Consider the following 16,875-nt stretch of genomic DNA (forward strand, 5'->3'; position numbering starts at 1 on the left):
TTATACTCCTAAATGATTATTGCACCTAGTTATCAAATTGAAGGCGCTCAGGCAAGGCTTTAAAACCTTTCTACAAGGTTTTGAAGAGGTATTCATAAATAAATATTAGGGATAATTAAGTATTAATTAACTCAAAAGCTATGGAAACTGTAGTATGAAGTTTATTTTGCAACTTTTTCTAATTTTTCATCTCTCTCAAGTGGCCCATGCCTTCGATGCAATGAGCAGAGGGCCAGCTTCTATTGATCCTACTCCCACATACAAGGAGCATGAAGTTAGTATTATTCAAGGACATTATCGACATCAGTATTTTCGCTATTTTCTAGAGGAGATATTAACACTTTCTCGAAGTGACTTCGGTGATTTTAAAGTTAAGAGCCTTGAGTGCGGAAATGAGAAAGAATGTGTGGAGTCGGGAGCTTATAAGAAAGGTGATATTATTTATTCTCCTTCTGAAAATTGGGATTTAGCAGATTTTAAAAAAATAGAGGCCCCGATCTTATCTGGCTTGATGGGACTTCGCTTGCCGGTTTATGAGTATAAAGATCGCATGAAATTTGAAGCGATAAAATCCCCTGAAGAGTATAAGAAAAAGCGTGTATCATTTAATAAGAATTGGCGCGATTATAAAATATTAGAAAAATCAAAGTTTAAACTAATTGCAGTTGAGACATTTGATGACATCTACGGTGCACTAACTGATAGTCGAGCAGACTATACTCTTAGGGGAGTTTCTGAAGCATTTATTGAAGTGCTCAACCAAAAAGAGAATCTTCTCATTGATACAAAAAACTTTATCTATTATCGTTATCCAGTTTATCTCTATGTGAGAAAAACTAATAAGAGACTCTATCGAGCTTTGATTTTAGGAATGAAAAAAATGGAAAGCCAATCCTATAATAACTTTACTAGAAGTTTTGTCGGACAAAACCTTGTCTTGGACGAAAGAGAGAGTTGTAAGATCTATAATGTGAATACAGAAGTCGTCCAGGTTTTAAAGCAATGTGAGCTAAAGGGTCTAATTGAAGCTGTTGCCAACTTCAATCGAAATTAACCTTTTAACATTTGCTCAATAAGACGAGCTGCTTTCTTTGCTTCTTGTGGATTTTCTAAACGCTTTTGAATGAGCTTTTGAAGTTGTTCAACTTCTTGCTTCATCTTCTTATTGCCTTGAGGGGCAGTAGGTGCTGAGTTTTCACGTGAGTCAGCACCCTTAAATAAGTGAGTATATTTTTTAACACCCATGAGAATTCCTAAGCAACTGCTTCAGCTGCACCTTTTTTCATTGTAGAAACTCTTTTCATGTGTTCCTCAATTACTTCATATAACTCTAGTTTTGTTGAATACGGATCCATACCATCAGGCATTGTCGAATAAATTACTTCGTTGTTGATTTCTGCAAAGATAAACCAGTTGTTACCTAGTTTTTGAAAAAGAACTTCTGTACCTTTGTGTTGAATTGTCATAAATCATCCTCCTGAAATAGTTTTTGCAATCCTTGCTAAAACAATGACACTAACTTTATCGTCGCTTTAATTTTTTCTTTTAAAAAAAAGTGAGTACTATTTATGAACGGAATTTTTTGCCGATGGTCTCTAGAGAAATGCCAAAAGGCTAGTAACGATAGGTGAATCCGACATTGTAACCAAATGTTCCTTCAAGGTCTGTCGAGATTTTATTATCTGGCCATAATTGAGAATTTGTAAATTGACCATCTGACTCAAGTGTTGATGGAAGTCGAATGTCGATAACAGGGCCATGATAAAGATAAAATGTGGAAGAATCGAAGATTCTTTTATGGGATAAATTTATTGAAAGTCTTGCATTAAAAAATAAGCCACTAAATAGTTTCTCTTCTGTAATTCCATTTGTTTCATCATCTTGATTAACAAATCGTCTTTGGTAATTGAGTCCAACTTGTAGCATTGATTCGATTTCAAAATACTGTCTCTTGTGAAACGTATATGAAACAACTGGCCCAAACGAGTAGTGAATATTACTCTCTGTTGTGAAGATATCGCCATTAAGTCGATACTCCGCTTGCCCTGTCGTAACACCTCCGAAAAAGCCGTAGTAGAGGCGGTTCCCATCATCAAATGTTGCTGGGCTTAGATACTTCACATTTAAGCTTCCTTCAAAACCTGTACTTTCTTGCTGAACTTCAGAGTTGTAGGCATAACGAGAAGAGACACCTTTTTTAAAGATGAGATCAAATTGGGCGCGATGAAGAGGGCGCCCCTTTAATGGATATTCATCAGGAAGAGGTTCTGCAATAACATAATCAGTTGGATCATTTTTAACATAAATAGTGTTGCCGAGATCTTCTGATTCATTATTTAAAATCAGCTTAATAAAGTCCTTTCTAATATAGGCTTTTCTTCCATCTCTCGTAAGAGTTACGTAGTAGTCCTCTTCGTTCAAGTAGTTTGGATGCAAGTAAACTTTGGTACCTTTTCTCAATTTCATTAGGATGTGGCCATCTTCATTTGGCTTGCTGACAACAGGGGCTTCATGGACGCGAATGATTCCATTTGTTGCAAAGACAGAAGTTGTCAAAAGTATAATGAAGACTAGCTTTTTGATCATATTGAAACCTCAAATTCCTTGCCAATATTAAAGCTAATAGCTGTCGCAGAATTATCATTAGTAAGGTTTGCAGCTGGTAAAACGACACTTGAATCAAATGCATAATTTTGCATTTTAAGGTCTAAGCTTACAAAGTATTTTGCATAATTGTAATTTACATTGATACCAAATGAATCGATTGTGTAATCTACTTTAGAATTATCAATTGTTGCTGAAGTGTAGAGTGATCGTTGGGCACTAAGGCCGGCGGCAATAAACGACTTTTCATTTATGTGATAACGATATTCTGTGCGTAGTCCTATTGAAAAAGATGTGAGTTGGACTTCTTGGCCACTATTTTGTGCTAGGTATTCAGCAATAAGAAAGACAGGGATATTTGTAAACGTTTCAACTCCAGCTTCTAAAGCAAGAGTGGTGCTTGATAGTGAAATATTATCAAGAAAGAAGTTCGGTGTTGAGCTCCCTAATCCTGCTCTTATCTGTGTATAAGTATGTATTTGCTTCTTATCGTATTCGATTGCTTTGAATTTATCTTGTTTAAAAGGAGTAAATTTCTCATTGTTGAAAGTTAAAATTGTTTCTAAATGATCTAGGTTCGTACTTAAGGTAACGTACTTCACATTATCTTCATTTCCATCACTTGGAAGGATAAAGAAATAGCGTGAACCCGGTGATACTTCTTTAGTTCTAATGATTGTATTCTCTTTTATGCGATAGTAACTTTTTCCATCAAGTGACTCAATTAATGAATTTGCCAAAATAACACTTCGAAAAGTCTTCGCCTTTAAATTATTCTTTATGTATTTAAAGCGTGGTTTCGCCTTTGTTTTAACAGCTTCCTCTTTTAGATTAATTCTTCGTAAGTCTTCAAACAGCTTGTCAGAAGAGCTTTGGGCCACACATGTTTGTTGAATAAGCAGACAAGTGATGATGAATTTAATTAGTCGAGACATTCAAGTGCCTTTTGAAATGCAATGAAGTTACTTTCGTACTTAAAATCCTTCTTTGTTATTTGATCAAATGAAACCCATTTGTAGCCTTGATGTTCTTGTGGGGAAATGATGACTTCTTTCTGATTGGTTTTTGCAAGAAAGCAATACTCCGTCACATCCTTGTTCCAGCGATCATGAAATTCAAATTTTTGATCTAGTTGAATTATTTCTGCAGCACTAATTGAAGTCTCTTCAAGTAGCTCACGTTTGGCAGCTGTAAAAATATCTTCTTCAGGCTCAACAGATCCTGTTACATTTTGCCAACCAAAGCCACGATCTTCCTTCATCTCAAGTAGAAGAATGGCCTTTAAATCATTGTGCACAGTGACAACCTGAACCTTTTTATGACGCGTATTCATAGGTTTATTATAGCAAAAAAATTTAATTTCAATGCCTTGGGCAAATTTGGAGGTTAATTTCTTTAATTTGTCTTACATTCCGTTCATTTTGCGGCGCAAATTTTTGTCGATTCCCGTGGTTTTTGGTAGATTATTGCGATGGATTTAATGCGAATTATCAATACATTGACTTTGGCCCTTCCGGGCTTTCTATTAGCGATCTCTTTTCACGAGTTTGGACATGGTTGGATGGCCAAGAGATATGGTGATGATACGGCCGAAAGAATTGGGCGCTTAACTTTAAATCCTATTCCACATGTGGACTTAGTTGGAACAGTAATTTTCCCAATGGTAGGAATTATGCTTGGCGGAGTTCCATTCGGTTGGGCCAAGCCAGTACCTGTGGATGTTCGTCGATTTAAAAATATGAAATCAGGGATCTTCTGGGTAAGCTTTGCAGGCCCTGGAGCGAACTTAATACTTATGGTTTTATCTGCGCTATTCTTTGGAATGGTTTACGCTTATGTTCCAGCGACTTTCTCATTAAAGACGCAATTTATGGATATGCTTCAGTACTCGGTATTTATTAATATCTTACTGGCGGTCTTTAACTTAATTCCATTTCCTCCACTTGATGGATCGAAAATGGTTGCAGCTTACTTAGATTACAACTCAGCACGAAAATATGAAGAACTTCAAAGATTTAGTTTTATTTTTATTCTAATTCTTTGGTTTACACCTATCTTTGGTTACATGATCAGACCGGTTATGCAGCTAGGGATGGTATTAATGAATACTTTTGCGGGTATTCTCTCTTAATTAAGTTAATTGAGGGATTTGAGGGAATTAACACATGTTAGACACAACGATTAAGGTTAAAACGGATACATTTGATGGTCCACTTTCACTGCTTTTGCTTCTTATTCAAAAAGAGCAAATGTCGATTAAAGAGCTAGACCTTACTAGAATTACTAAGCAGTACTTAGATTATCTAGCAAATATGAAAGAGCTTAACTTTGATATTGCAGGAGATTATTTATTCTTAGCTGCAACGTTAGTCCTTCTTAAATCAAAGAATGCAGTTACTGAAGAGGAGCAGGCTAAACTTCAAAGTCAGCTTGGTTCGGAGAGCTCGTTAAATATCACTTCTCATGCGGAGCTTGTTCGTCGTCTTGAAGAGCTTGCCCTTTACCAAAAGATGGGTCAAAAGCTTCTTGATCTTCCTCAAACGGGAAAAGATATTTTCGTAAAGCCAAAGGTAAATCGTAAGGAGATTGTTAACTCAATTCTTACTCCAATGGAGCTTGAGAAGCTAACTGATACGATGATTGATTTCATTTTCCGTCAAAATCGTAAGTATACAGTTATTAAGCGTGACCGTTTATCGATTAAAGAAAAATTAGAATTCTTAAAGACATATCTACAAGTGGGACAAAAAACAAATCTAGATGAACTACTTGAAAATGATAGCAATAGCCGAATGGCAACGACGACTGGTGAAGATACTGCAAAAATGTCTGCAGACGGTAAGAACACAATTGATAACGTTGTAATTACATTCATCTCACTATTAGAACTTGCTAGACTTAAGCGTGTACAGGTTTTCCAAAATGAAAGCTTTGGGCAAGTTTACGTTGATGTTGTGAAGACTCTTGATGACTTCGATGTTACTCAAGCCGATGGGTTTGATGATGAGAATGAGTCAAAAGATAAGATTGAAACACAAGAATTAGAAAATATGGAACAAGTAGCGCAATAAGCGCTATTAGAGAGAGCACACAAATGGAAGAGAACACAACAGTTACTGAAGCAAATCTAGAGTTTCTATCAACAGAAGAAGAGATGGTTGAAGAGTTAGAAATGGCCCTAATGCCATCAGATGAAGACCTAGAGTTTCCAGAAGAATACTTAAAGCTAGAGTCTGACTTTGCTGATGAAAAACTTCAAGAAGATAAGCTTTGGAAAGCCAGAACAGGACTTAATGAAGAAACAATTTGTGGTGCAATTGAAACAATTGTATTCATGAGCGATAAGCCGGTTCCATTAATGAAAATCAAATCACTTATTGATGAAGATATTCCTCTACGTGTTGTTCACGAAGCAATTACTCGTCTTCAAGATGAATATGAGTTAAAGCACCACGGAATTCGTCTGCAAGAAGTTGCAAATGGATACCAATTTAGAACAAAGGCAACTTTCTCTAAGTATGTGCAAGACCTATTTAAAATCAATGAATTAGTACTTTCTCCAACAGCTCTTGAAGTACTAGCAATCATTGCCTATAAGCAGCCAGTTTCAAAAATTGAAGTTGAAAAAATCCGCGGTGTTGATAGTTCACACATTGTACGTGGTTTAATGGATAAGAGACTCGTTCGCGTAACTGGACGTTCTGAAGAAGTTGGACGCCCTGTTCTTTACGGGACAACTTCTGAATTTTTAGAGGTATTCAACTTAGCAAATATTGATCAACTACCACCAGAACATGAGCTTGCTGAAATTGCTACTCAAGGTGTTGGTAAAATCGAAGATATTAAAACACTTGTTAACGCCGACCTTGCGTCACGATTTGATCAAGATGAAATTGAAGAACTTGATAATATCGCAATGTCGATTAAGGCAATTGATTCAGAAACAGCATTTACAAAGTCTCTTAAGGTTCAAGAGAGAAGACGTAAGTCAGGTAGAACTGAAGAAGGTGAAGAAGCTGCACCAATTCTTACTGCATTTGATCTTCTTGAGCAGCACCTTGATAACTCACTTGTTACAGGAGCAAATAAGGAATCGGCTGAATCGGAAGTATTTACGGCCATTACTTGTCCAGAAGTTATCGCAGACTTAACTAAAGGCCCATTCAATATCCCTGAAGAAGAGGAAGATGACTTTGAAATGATCGATCTTGATTCAGGTGAAGTTATTAAAGATATCTCTGTTGAAGAAGCGCTAGAAGAAGTTGCTGAAGCAATTTTATCTTCTGGAAGTGAAGAAGGTCTTGATGAAGAAGATCTTATTAATGATGAAGCCGATATTGAAGTAGCGGCCGAGCAGGTTGAAGAAATTGCTATTATTGATGAAACAAAAACGGATGAAGAAGCCGATCAATTAGCACAAGCTCTTGATGATGCGTTTGCAAAGTTATTTGGTGGTGACTCTGCTGTGCCACAAGATGAGATGGAAGTTGATCTGGATGATAGTATCAATGAAACAACTCAAAATTTAATTAATGGAGCAAAGGATCTTGATCTTGATCTCGATTTTTTAAATAACAAGGACTTAGGGGATTCTGAGTCATATATTGATTAAGAAATAATTACTTAAATACTTGTAAAAGCTTACGTTTAGTTCTATTTAGACGTAAGCTTTTTCTTTTAGCTTTTAACCGCCGAGATGGCAGATAGGAGAGTCAAAATGTCTAAATTAGTACGTTTACAAAAATTTATTGCAGATTGTGGAATCACTTCACGTCGTAAGGCCGAAGACCTAATCGTTCAAGGACGTGTAAAGGTTAATGGTATTGCTATTCGTGAACTTGGTTCTAAGGTTGATCCAACGATTGACGCTGTTGAAGTAGATGGTAAAGCAGCAGATCTTGGTTCTGTTGAAAAAATCTATATGATTATGAATAAACCTCGTGGGGTTATGACTACAGTTAATGATCCTGAAGGAAGAGAAACTGTTGTTGATCTATGTAAAGAAATCAGTGAAAGAATCTATCCTGTAGGTCGTCTAGATTACCTTTCAGAAGGTCTTCTATTAATGACTAATGATGGTGACTTTGCAAATCTTGTTATTCACCCAAGTTCAGAAATTACTAAGGTATACGAAGTAAAAGTATTTGGTGCAATCAATGAATTCCTACTTAAAAAGCTAAGAGCGGGGGTTTATATTGATGGTGTAATGACAAAGCCACAAGCTGTTCGCGTAATTAAGCAACTAGAAACAAAAACATGGCTTGAGTTTAGAATCAATGAAGGTAAAAACCGTGAAATTCGTCGTATGTGTGAAGGTGCAGGTCTAACTGTTGATAAACTAAAGCGTGTTGCTATTGGTGGCTTAACTGTAGAGGGGATTGCTCCTGGTTCATACCGTCTAGTAAATAGAAGAAACTTATTGAATGCTATTGGTATTGATATGGCAGGAAATAAAATGCAAGATGCTGTTGAGTATATTTCAAGCAAGAAGTCTGTAAACTTAAAGAAGAAAGGTCATCAAGGTTGTACAGCGGCCGATGATAAAGCTTTTGTTAAGTTTAGAAGAGAGACTTACTTTAAATCAATTAAAGAGATTGCTGAAACTAAGAAAGCAAAAGAAAAAGAGATTAGAAGACAAGCTTGGGAAGAAAAAGAAGCAGCTTTCAAGAAGAGACAAGATAGGAAGAAAGCTCGTGTCGCTAAAAAAGAAAATGAACAGAAACATGTTCACGTAGAATTTGTTAAATAGAAAAAGCCGCTTTAAGCGGCTTTTTTTTTATCTTTTTAGTCGGTAAATTAGTCTAACTCTTGGATATCTTCGATTCGATCAATTCGATCATCAATTCTTAAGTCCTCATCTGTTCCTCTAATATAGCGGTTCAGGTACTCAAGTTGATTATAGATTTCTTGGTAATTATTAGTTCCGATTCTTAGGTCGACTAGAGTCTCAGAATCATCAGCAATATAAACATCAAGATAAAGATATTTTTCAATATTATCAACAGGTAGAAGCTCTACTAGAAGTTGCATAATATATTGCTCGTTATTTATATTTCTAAGTTTTGAAGTGAATTTATCGACCTTTTCATTGTAAGGCATATCACTATGGATGATATCGTAGAAGAACTTAGCAAGTTTCTTTGTTTTTCTTTGGTATTCATCTTCCGGTACTTCATATGGACGCATTCTAGAGTCTTTGTCATGGCCTGATGTGCGAATAACTCTTTTGCCTCTTAAGTGTTCAGCTAAGCGGTAGTGAAAATCTTCAAAGGAGATCTTGTTAAGATAAGAGAAGGCATCCTTCTTTAAAATCATTGTAAGTTTCGAATTAAAATTTACGTAACGCTTCTCTTTAGGGATTCGTGCGATGACGTCATCTCTTACTATCTCAGGAAGTATTCCACTAAGAATTCTTAAGTATCTTTTTTGCTCTAATCTTCTAAACTCGTTATCAACTCGATTAAAGTTCATTCCTACGTTTAAGAATTTATGATCACTATGAGATGAAGTTAGTCCAAAATATGAAAGGATTTCTTTCTCTTTTGTATCAAAAATTTCAATAGAGATTTTTGATTCTTTCGTCTTTGTGTAGTTAGGGTAGTAGAAGGCGACAGTTGAGCCATCAAGTTTTTCGAAATTAAAACGGTTATTAACGTAGTGGCTCTTTGCTCCAAGCTTTAGAATATCTAAGTTAAGCTGAATCCCTGAGGATTTAGATTTGTATCTATTGTGTCCTTTAAAAACACGCTCTACTCTTGGAGAGTTCTGACCATTATCAATCTTAGCAATTCGATCAACATCCTCTAGGTTAACAACGTAGTACTTATCTAAAAGATCAGAGTTAAGTGATTCAGCAAGAAGCTTGGCTTCTTTAAATTTAAAGACATTGTTGAATAATTTATCATAAACCTTTCTAACTTCTTCATCTTTAAGGTTAAAAACATAGTCCGCAAGAATAATATTACCCTTAGTGCGAGAAGCATCTAGTTTAAACCAATCAAGCTTATACTTGTAATCGACATCTTGACCCAAAATTTCAAAGCTAATAAGTTCTATCCCAAAACGGCTTCTAAAGCTTATTCCAGAAGTTTTCTTCTTTTGAGCAATGATTTTTACACGAACTTTCTTATCATCAAGCTTGTATACCTGAATTAAGAAGTCTCCTGCCATCGTATAAAACCCAGTAAGACCTGTGTTCATAAGTGGGATTGCATTGTTGTAACTAAAGCCTGTCGTAATGGCCATTGAAGCAGGGATTGAAATAAAGTCACCTGGATTTAATTCATCAACATATTTAGAGCGAATTGGGATCTTAGCGACATTAAATGGAAGGGCCTTCATTGCATCTGTTTTCTTTGCAAATTGTCTTGAAATGATTACTTCATTATTTCGATCGGCCTTTAAGAAAAATGGCGTTTGAAGCTCTGGGAAGAAGGCATTCTTTGTATCGTGCTGAATTCTAAAATTAAATTGATCACGGCGAGTATAGTTTCCTTGAATATAGGATTTTTCTACTTCGTATTCGTACTTTCCTCTTAGAGAAAGGCCATCTGCGATATTGATTTTAAAAATATCAACATCAAAGCTGACTTTTAAACTGTTAAAAGCATCGATTAGCTTTCTATTGATATTTTCTTTCGACAGGTGATCTCTTAGAAAGTACTTGAACTTCAAATAAGTACTTGGAGTACTATCTTGAGTTGTGGTTTCTACCACATTCTTGTCGTTAATAGGCGCCTGCTCGGCCGCAAAGCTGAGTGACGTAATCAGGATAATTATCAGTGTTTTGAACCTATTCATGTCTATGATTAATATCATAATAAATAGTTGGAAAATCGTTGAATGTAATAGTTATAAGTGTGAACAAAGTCTAAGCATATTTTATCGACTGATAGCTCATTATAAGGAGAAAGTTAATTCAGTTAACTTTTAAGTGACTAAATTGGCAAACACAGGAAATTATAGGCATTTTCTACAATAAATTCCCTTTGGGGAAATAATAAACTTTGACACAAATTGGCATAAATTTAAATTAGTAAAAGCCGATAACTAACTAGATATATTAAGTTTAAATAAGAGATCAAAACTTTTTTTATTTGCTGGGAAAAATAAGGTCGCTATTTGCGCTATTTACCTGGTGATATATTAGTTGAAGATTATTGAGTAGGAGAATGAGTATATGGAAGATCTTAAGAAGTTTTCTTTTTTAATTGTAGATGACATGAGCACAATGAGAAAGATCGTAAAAAAGCTATTACGTGATTTAGGGGCCGATCGTTTTGTTGAGGCAGTTGATGGAAAAGATGCTCTTAAAAAAATTGTAGAGAATAAAGGTGGACCAAATGAGATATCTTTTATCATCTCTGACTGGAGTATGCCGAATGCTACTGGACTGGATCTGCTAAAAACAATTAGAGGCAGTGAGAACTTCAAAGAGATGCCATTCGTAATGGTTACAGCAGAGCAAGACGTTGCACAAATTCAAGAGGCAATTGCTAGTGATGTAGATGGTTATGTTATTAAACCATTCGATCAAGCATCATTTAAAAAGAGGTTGGCCCTGGCCATGAAGAAAAGGTTTCCACAAGGTTAATAGGAGGCTTTCATGGGTATGGTAGAGAGAATTACTAAATCTCACTTCTCTGTTTTGGCCTTCTCAGGTGATATCGATCTAGATTGCGTAAAGTCTTTATCGATGATCTTTGATGCGATTCTAGAGGACGAGAAGGATAAGCTAATTATTCTAGATTTTAAGAGTGTCGAATTTGTATCACCAAAAATTTATAATGAAATATTTAGGCTTTTTAAATCTGCAGAAGATAAATCAATTCTGATTTATACAATTAATGCGCGATCAAAATTAATTAGAGAACTTAAAAGTGATTATGCAGATGAACGTTTTAATTTCACAGATTCGATATCGAAAAGACTACAAGAGCTAAATCTTAAAAAAAAGAGAATTGAGCTTGATGTAAACTTTGTTAACCCATTTATTCAAGCAGCAATTGATACATTTGGGGTTCAGGCAAATTTAAAAGTATTACCGGGAAAAGTATCAAAAGCAAAAGATTTTGAAAGTTATGAGATTGGTTTAATTGGATCAATTGATGTTCAAAATGAGCAGTTTAATGGCAGGCTTTTAATTTGTTTTCCAGATATTGTTTTTATCAATATTTATAATCAAATATTCGGAGAAGATTACACTGAGCTTAATGAAGATGTGAAAGATGCAATTGCAGAATTTACAAATATTACATTAGGGCAGGCAAAGGCTACTTTAAATCAAAATAGAGGGATTGTTATTGACCGTGCAATTCCATCAGTTTTACTAAGAGAGAACTTTTCAGAAATTGAGCTAGGCAAATATGAGTCATTAATGATTCCACTAGCAACGAAACTGGGCTCTTTTTATATCTACATCCTATTGGGGGCAAACGAATAATTAGGTAGTTGGAAAAAACTGAACATGATCTTTGTCATGTAATTAAGATTGTTTATAGAAATTTATAGTAAGCCACTAAAAACACTAATTAAATAAAAATTTTGTCCGAATAATGAAGAGATATTAACACAAAAGACAAGATGTGATTATGGATGAGTTTGAATTAGAATTAAAGATGGATTTCCTTGAAGAGGCTGTTCAGCTTCTTGAAGATTGTGAAGAGTCTTTCCTAGAGCTAGAATCGGGTGTCGATAATACAGATGAGCATATTGATAAAATCTTTCGCCTTGCTCACAACCTTAAAGGTACATCAAGAGCGGTAGAGTTCAGTGACGTCGCAGAATTTACACATGAGATGGAAGAGCTGATCTTAAAGGTTAAGAAAGGTGAAGTCGACATCTGTGCTGATGTTATCGATGTATTCTTAAAATGTTCTGATCATTTAAATAATATGATCTCAACTCTAAGAGATGATATTGAAGCCAAGTTTAATTCTGATGAGATTATTCAACTTATTAAAGATGTTTCAAGTGCTGACGTTGAACATAATGACCTGAGAATTTCAAATATTCCTGATGAAGCTGAATTTGAAGCGAGCGCGCAAGAAGAAGATGAAGATACTTATCATCAAGAAGTAGAAGAGGACTTTGAAGACGAAGAACTACAAGGAATTCTTGATAACGAGGAACCTGTAAGCTTTGATGAAGAAGTTGTTGCGGATGCACGTCCGAGTCAATCAGATATGAGTGACCTCGATCGTCTATTATATGGTGAATCTTTTGATACAACAGAAGAAGTAAAGCCTGTTGAAGCACCTGTTTCAAGTACACCAAATGATCTCGATACTTTAATGAGCGAAACAGCTCCTAAAGATCCTGTCGTTGATAATGTTGTAAGTCTAGATTCTGCAGCAAAGAAGGAAGAGAAGAAAACTGCTTCAACTCCTGTTGCAAAAACACAAGCAGCAGCTCCTAAAAAAGCAGCTAAGCCGGAAGAGACAATTCGTATTGGTATCAGCCGTGTAGAAAAGCTTAATAACTATGTCGGTGAGCTTGTAATTCTACAAACTGTTCTAAGTGAGTGTAATGATCTAGTTGCGGACGAACACGTAAGAAAGAGTGTTAGTCACTTATCAAAAATTACAAAAGAAATTCAAGATATTTCAATGAAAATGAGAATGGTACCACTTAAAACAACATTCTCTAAATTACAACGTATTGTAAGAGATACATCAAAGGCATTAGGTAAGAAGGTTAACCTTACTATTGTTGGTGAAGAGACGGAAGTTGATAAGAATATTCTAGAGCAACTTTCAGATCCATTAGTTCACATCGTTAGAAATGCAGTCGACCACGGGCTTGAAAAGAGTGTTGAAGATAGAAAAGCCGTTGGTAAGTCTGATGCTGGTGAAATTCAAATCAAAGCTTATCATGAAGGTAATAGTCTTGTGATTGAAGTTGTTGATGATGGAAAAGGGATTGACCCAGAGATTATTAAAAGTAAAGCAATTGAGAAAGGCGTTATTAAAAATGCAGATAAGCTAAGTGATCAAGATGCGATTAACTTAATTTTTGCACCAGGTTTTTCAACTAAAGAAGCTGTAAGTGAAATTTCTGGACGTGGTGTAGGGATGGATGTTGTTAAAAAGAATATCCAAGATATCTCGGGGGCCGTTGAAGTTAAGTCTGAGGTCGGATCTGGTTCTGCCTTTAGAATTAAGCTTCCATTAACAATGGCTATTATTGAAGGGATGGTTACACGAGTTAGTGAAGAAAACTATGTTGTTCCATTGAACTTAATTCATGAGACTGTCTCTGTTACAGAAGAAAACTATAAGAAAGTTAATAATGTTGGAGGATGTATTGTGCTTAGAGGACAAGTACTGCCAGCATTTAGACTTAGTACACTTCTGAAACATAATGTGAAAGAGCCTTCAGTAAATGAGATTGCACTAGTTGTAAGAACTGAAGATATGGATTTTGCAATTGTTGTTGATGATGTTTTAAGACGTCAGCAAGTCGTTATTAAGAGTCTTGGAAATGATATCAAGAATACACAAGGTTTTATGGGAAGCTCTATTCTTGGTAATGGGCGTCCTGCTTTAATCTTAGACTTGAAAGAACTTGTTGTGAATAAAGTAAGTAAAACAAAAGGTCAGAGACCAGTAAGTAACGCAGCTTAATATTATAACTTGAAGTGTGGGGAAAATATGGAAAATGAAACAACTGATGTAACAAAAAGGTACTTAGAATTTAAACTTGGGGATGAACACTATGCAATCCCACTTCTACAAGTAAGAGAACTTATCTCTGTTCCTGAAACAACAAATGTACCATTTAGTCCTAGTTACTATGTCGGAATTATGAACTTACGTGGACAAGTAATTTCAATTATTGATCTACGCACGAGGCTAGGTGTTAAGCCTGCTGAATCTAATGAAGAGGCCGTGATTATTGTTGAGTTTGGTCAGCTATGCTTAGGTATTGTTGTTGATAATATTTGCAAGGTTCTATCTGTAGATGAAGAGCAGATTCAAGAAGTTGCTTCTGTAGAAACAAAGAAACGTGACCGCTTAAACAAGGTATATCGTCATAACGAATCTTTAATTCAATTAGTTGATCTTGAATCAATTTTGAATATCGATGAAATTAATGGCCTAGCTAAGAAAGCTGCATAATTGGGGATGGTGTAGATACACCGGGAGAAAGTAATGAAACAAACAAAACTGTCAATGAACAAAAAAACGATTCTGAGTTTTCTTGGTATCTTTGCAATGTTTGGAATTGGATTAGCTATCTCAATTTATTCTTACTATGGACTCGTTGAAAGCTTAAAGAATACTGTTCAAAATGACTTGAAAATGAAAGATTCGATGAGAACTTTTGCAGCAAATCTTGGAGAACAAATTTCACACGAGAAAGAGTTTATAATTTCACAAGATCCCGCTGGAGTTAAGCGTTTTCTTGAGCTAGCTAAAATAAACGAAGAAACTTTTACCAATATGAAAAAAATAGATGTTGATTATTCTAATGAAATCATTTGGGATGAGCTTTATAAAGAGTTTAAAGAACACTCTAAGAATTTTGGTAATACTCGCAGTACTTTAAAGATTGAAGGTGACTCAAAGAGTGGTCTTAGAGGTGAGCTTAGAAGTTACGCTCATGATATTGAAAAAAAGATTAAGAAATACGATTTAAATCCAAGTTTCATGATTTCTCTACTTAATCTTCGTCGCCACGAGAAAGATTTCCTTTTAAGAAGAACAAAGAGTTATGTAGATAAAGCGAAATCAGAAGGTGAGAAAATTAAGAAGGAGCTAATTGCTCGAAAGTATAAACAATATGTTTATAGTGATGTGAGTAAGTCTGTTAATGACTACATTCGTACATTTGATAAATTATATTCAAATCAACTACTTTTAGAGAAATATAGTGCTACCGCAGTAAAAGGGACAAAGAATATTTTCGAAATTATCCAAAAAAATATTGAGTTAATTGATAGAAAAACTAAAGAAAGAATTGAAGAAAGTACTGTATTAGAGGATAAAATTAGCTTTTTTATTCCAATTCTTTTTGCTGTGATTGCAGCCTTTGCATATGGATTTCAGTATAACTTCTCAAAATCAATTAAGAAAATTATTGTACTTAGTGAGAGACTACGTGACTCGTCACAAGTTACTGAAAAGTCTTCAACTAATATGAGTATGGCATCAGCAAAAGTTTCTTCTTCAGTAACTCAACAAGCAAGTGCTATTCAAGAGACCGTTGCTACTCTTAATGAGATTACGGCCATGGTTAACAAAAGTGTTGAGAATGCAAAAGTTTCAAGCCAAAAGGCTGATGAATCACAACGTGTTGCTCTAGAAGGTAAGAAGGCCGTTAATGATATGGTTGAAGCTATTGGACAAATTAACGGTAATAACGAAGATATTATGAAAGAGATGAATCGTAATAATGAAGAGATTGTAAAGATCGTCGATGTTATTAATGAGATCTCTGAAAAAACAAAAGTAATCAACGATATCGTATTCCAGACAAAGCTATTATCTTTTAACGCTTCTGTAGAGGCAGCTCGAGCAGGCGAGCATGGGAAAGGTTTTGCTGTTGTCGCTGAAGAAGTTGGAAATCTTGCTCAGATGAGTGGTAACGCTGCTCTTGAAATTGAAGAACTACTTGGTGGCTCAATTAAGAAAGTACAATCAATTGTTGATGAAACTCAAGTGAACGTTAAAAGACTTATTTCAGAAGCTCAAACAAGTATTACTAAAGGTGTTGATGTTTCTGAAAATTGTGGAAAAATTCTAGATAGTGTTGTTGATAATGTTGATGCCGTTACAAAAATGATGACGGAGATTTCAACAGCATCTCAAGAGCAAGCTGAGGGGATCAATAATATCTCAGATGCGATGAATGAACTTGATGAAGTAACTCATACTAACTCAAGTATTGCACAGGAAACTTCTGGTTTTGCAGAAAGCTTGTCTGAACAAACTTCAATTCTAAATGGAATTGTTGAAGAGTTAGAAAGTGAAGTATTAGGAAAAATTCAAAATTTATCGGCAGATAGAGATAGACTTGTAGACTCAATTTCAAGCGCGCCAGTAGAAACTTATTCTGCACCAGAGCACAAAGTGGTTGAAGATTTTCCTGTCTTCGACTCGACTCCAGCACCACAAGTTGTTAAGGATAAGCCAGCAAAGTTCGTTGCAAAGAGTACACCAGTCGTCGAGGATATGGGGTTTGATGACCCTGTTTTAGAAGTAGACTCTGATGAGTATCCAAGCGAAGACGACGCAAGATTTGATAAAGCAGTATAAGATCAATAAGGAA

General features: G+C 35.3%; 16 protein-coding genes. 10 read left to right on the forward strand and 6 right to left on the reverse strand.

Features of this window, described 5'->3' with window-relative positions; translation table 11 throughout:
• The first annotated feature begins 154 nt into the window (after nucleotides 1-154).
• Complete coding sequence (locus ACMAWV_RS10760; RefSeq protein WP_412470390.1) at nucleotides 155-1,054, forward strand: hypothetical protein; 900 nt, start codon at nucleotides 155-157, stop codon at nucleotides 1,052-1,054.
• Here the strand turns inward: ACMAWV_RS10760 and ACMAWV_RS10765 are convergent.
• The 5 genes from ACMAWV_RS10765 to ACMAWV_RS10785 all read right to left on the reverse strand — a co-directional run bounded on the left by ACMAWV_RS10765 (nucleotide 1,051) and on the right by ACMAWV_RS10785 (nucleotide 3,937).
• Nucleotides 1,051-1,245 carry a hypothetical protein gene (locus tag ACMAWV_RS10765; RefSeq protein WP_103217662.1) on the reverse strand — a complete coding sequence of 65 codons (195 nt, stop codon included), beginning with the start codon at nucleotides 1,243-1,245 and terminating at the stop codon, nucleotides 1,051-1,053. The genes ACMAWV_RS10760 and ACMAWV_RS10765 overlap by 4 nt on opposite strands.
• A gap of 8 nt (nucleotides 1,246-1,253) precedes the next feature.
• Nucleotides 1,254-1,466 carry a hypothetical protein gene (locus ACMAWV_RS10770; protein ID WP_103217663.1) on the reverse strand — a complete coding sequence of 71 codons (213 nt, stop codon included), beginning with the start codon at nucleotides 1,464-1,466 and terminating at the stop codon, nucleotides 1,254-1,256.
• 148 nt (nucleotides 1,467-1,614) lie between these two features.
• Nucleotides 1,615-2,586, reverse strand: a complete 972-nt coding sequence (locus ACMAWV_RS10775; RefSeq protein ID WP_103217664.1) for a hypothetical protein — start codon at nucleotides 2,584-2,586, stop codon at nucleotides 1,615-1,617.
• Entirely contained in the window at nucleotides 2,583-3,539 is a 957-nt protein-coding gene (locus ACMAWV_RS10780; RefSeq protein WP_412470389.1) for a hypothetical protein, read from the reverse strand. The genes ACMAWV_RS10775 and ACMAWV_RS10780 overlap by 4 nt, the downstream gene beginning before the upstream one ends.
• Nucleotides 3,527-3,937 carry an NUDIX domain-containing protein gene (locus tag ACMAWV_RS10785; protein ID WP_412470388.1) on the reverse strand — a complete coding sequence of 137 codons (411 nt, stop codon included), beginning with the start codon at nucleotides 3,935-3,937 and terminating at the stop codon, nucleotides 3,527-3,529. The genes ACMAWV_RS10780 and ACMAWV_RS10785 overlap by 13 nt, the downstream gene beginning before the upstream one ends.
• Before the next feature lie 138 nt (nucleotides 3,938-4,075).
• On the opposite strand from ACMAWV_RS10785, the gene ACMAWV_RS10790 reads away from it, so the two are divergent.
• The 4 genes from ACMAWV_RS10790 (at nucleotide 4,076) to ACMAWV_RS10805 (ending at nucleotide 8,353) form a co-directional block, all read left to right on the forward strand.
• Nucleotides 4,076-4,735, forward strand: coding sequence for a site-2 protease family protein (locus ACMAWV_RS10790; RefSeq protein ID WP_103217667.1), 660 nt, complete (start codon nucleotides 4,076-4,078; stop codon nucleotides 4,733-4,735).
• Between the two features lie 34 nt (nucleotides 4,736-4,769).
• Nucleotides 4,770-5,675, forward strand: a complete 906-nt coding sequence (locus tag ACMAWV_RS10795) for a segregation and condensation protein A (RefSeq protein WP_103217668.1) — start codon at nucleotides 4,770-4,772, stop codon at nucleotides 5,673-5,675.
• 23 nt (nucleotides 5,676-5,698) lie between these two features.
• Nucleotides 5,699-7,216, forward strand: a complete 1,518-nt coding sequence (gene scpB / locus ACMAWV_RS10800; protein WP_103217669.1) for an SMC-Scp complex subunit ScpB — start codon at nucleotides 5,699-5,701, stop codon at nucleotides 7,214-7,216.
• 105 nt (nucleotides 7,217-7,321) lie between these two features.
• Nucleotides 7,322-8,353: a pseudouridine synthase gene (locus ACMAWV_RS10805; protein ID WP_412470387.1), complete on the forward strand. Its 1,032-nt coding sequence runs from the start codon at nucleotides 7,322-7,324 to the stop codon at nucleotides 8,351-8,353.
• Nucleotides 8,354-8,400: 47 nt separating this feature from the next.
• On the opposite strand, the gene ACMAWV_RS10810 is transcribed toward ACMAWV_RS10805, so the two are convergent.
• Complete coding sequence (locus ACMAWV_RS10810; RefSeq protein ID WP_146037831.1) at nucleotides 8,401-10,404, reverse strand: hypothetical protein; 2,004 nt, start codon at nucleotides 10,402-10,404, stop codon at nucleotides 8,401-8,403.
• A gap of 379 nt (nucleotides 10,405-10,783) precedes the next feature.
• On the opposite strand from ACMAWV_RS10810, the gene ACMAWV_RS10815 reads away from it, so the two are divergent.
• The 5 genes from ACMAWV_RS10815 (at nucleotide 10,784) to ACMAWV_RS10835 (ending at nucleotide 16,862) form a co-directional block, all read left to right on the forward strand.
• The gene (locus ACMAWV_RS10815; protein ID WP_103217672.1) at nucleotides 10,784-11,197 is read left to right on the forward strand and encodes a response regulator; all 414 of its coding nucleotides are present in this window, start codon (nucleotides 10,784-10,786) and stop codon (nucleotides 11,195-11,197) included.
• A gap of 12 nt (nucleotides 11,198-11,209) precedes the next feature.
• A complete protein-coding gene (locus tag ACMAWV_RS10820; protein WP_103217673.1) occupies nucleotides 11,210-12,046 on the forward strand; it encodes a chemotaxis protein CheX in 837 nt (278 codons plus the stop codon).
• Between the two features lie 148 nt (nucleotides 12,047-12,194).
• Entirely contained in the window at nucleotides 12,195-14,228 is a 2,034-nt protein-coding gene (locus tag ACMAWV_RS10825; protein ID WP_412470386.1) for a chemotaxis protein CheA, read from the forward strand.
• Between the two features lie 27 nt (nucleotides 14,229-14,255).
• Complete coding sequence (locus tag ACMAWV_RS10830; RefSeq protein WP_103217675.1) at nucleotides 14,256-14,723, forward strand: chemotaxis protein CheW; 468 nt, start codon at nucleotides 14,256-14,258, stop codon at nucleotides 14,721-14,723.
• Nucleotides 14,724-14,756: 33 nt separating this feature from the next.
• Nucleotides 14,757-16,862: a methyl-accepting chemotaxis protein gene (locus ACMAWV_RS10835; protein WP_412470385.1), complete on the forward strand. Its 2,106-nt coding sequence runs from the start codon at nucleotides 14,757-14,759 to the stop codon at nucleotides 16,860-16,862.
• Nucleotides 16,863-16,875: the final 13 nt, after the last annotated feature.

The organism is Halobacteriovorax sp. RT-1-1 (assembly GCF_047085455.1).
Taxonomy (GTDB): Bacteria; Bdellovibrionota; Bacteriovoracia; order Bacteriovoracales; family Bacteriovoracaceae; genus Halobacteriovorax_A.

What these genes read in the sequence shown, in the direction of transcription:
- ACMAWV_RS10760 (WP_412470390.1), top strand. Translation starts at nt 155, where the DNA reads ATGAAGTTTATTTTGCAACTTTTTCTAATTTTTCATCTCTCTCAAGTG.
- ACMAWV_RS10765 (WP_103217662.1), bottom strand. Translation starts at nt 1,245, where the DNA reads ATGGGTGTTAAAAAATATACTCACTTATTTAAGGGTGCTGACTCACGT.
- ACMAWV_RS10770 (WP_103217663.1), bottom strand. Translation starts at nt 1,466, where the DNA reads ATGACAATTCAACACAAAGGTACAGAAGTTCTTTTTCAAAAACTAGGT.
- ACMAWV_RS10775 (WP_103217664.1), bottom strand. Translation starts at nt 2,586, where the DNA reads ATGATCAAAAAGCTAGTCTTCATTATACTTTTGACAACTTCTGTCTTT.
- ACMAWV_RS10780 (WP_412470389.1), bottom strand. Translation starts at nt 3,539, where the DNA reads ATGTCTCGACTAATTAAATTCATCATCACTTGTCTGCTTATTCAACAA.
- ACMAWV_RS10785 (WP_412470388.1), bottom strand. Translation starts at nt 3,937, where the DNA reads ATGAATACGCGTCATAAAAAGGTTCAGGTTGTCACTGTGCACAATGAT.
- ACMAWV_RS10790 (WP_103217667.1), top strand. Translation starts at nt 4,076, where the DNA reads ATGGATTTAATGCGAATTATCAATACATTGACTTTGGCCCTTCCGGGC.
- ACMAWV_RS10795 (WP_103217668.1), top strand. Translation starts at nt 4,770, where the DNA reads ATGTTAGACACAACGATTAAGGTTAAAACGGATACATTTGATGGTCCA.
- scpB (WP_103217669.1), top strand. Translation starts at nt 5,699, where the DNA reads ATGGAAGAGAACACAACAGTTACTGAAGCAAATCTAGAGTTTCTATCA.
- ACMAWV_RS10805 (WP_412470387.1), top strand. Translation starts at nt 7,322, where the DNA reads ATGTCTAAATTAGTACGTTTACAAAAATTTATTGCAGATTGTGGAATC.
- ACMAWV_RS10810 (WP_146037831.1), bottom strand. Translation starts at nt 10,404, where the DNA reads ATGAATAGGTTCAAAACACTGATAATTATCCTGATTACGTCACTCAGC.
- ACMAWV_RS10815 (WP_103217672.1), top strand. Translation starts at nt 10,784, where the DNA reads ATGGAAGATCTTAAGAAGTTTTCTTTTTTAATTGTAGATGACATGAGC.
- ACMAWV_RS10820 (WP_103217673.1), top strand. Translation starts at nt 11,210, where the DNA reads ATGGGTATGGTAGAGAGAATTACTAAATCTCACTTCTCTGTTTTGGCC.
- ACMAWV_RS10825 (WP_412470386.1), top strand. Translation starts at nt 12,195, where the DNA reads ATGGATGAGTTTGAATTAGAATTAAAGATGGATTTCCTTGAAGAGGCT.
- ACMAWV_RS10830 (WP_103217675.1), top strand. Translation starts at nt 14,256, where the DNA reads ATGGAAAATGAAACAACTGATGTAACAAAAAGGTACTTAGAATTTAAA.
- ACMAWV_RS10835 (WP_412470385.1), top strand. Translation starts at nt 14,757, where the DNA reads ATGAAACAAACAAAACTGTCAATGAACAAAAAAACGATTCTGAGTTTT.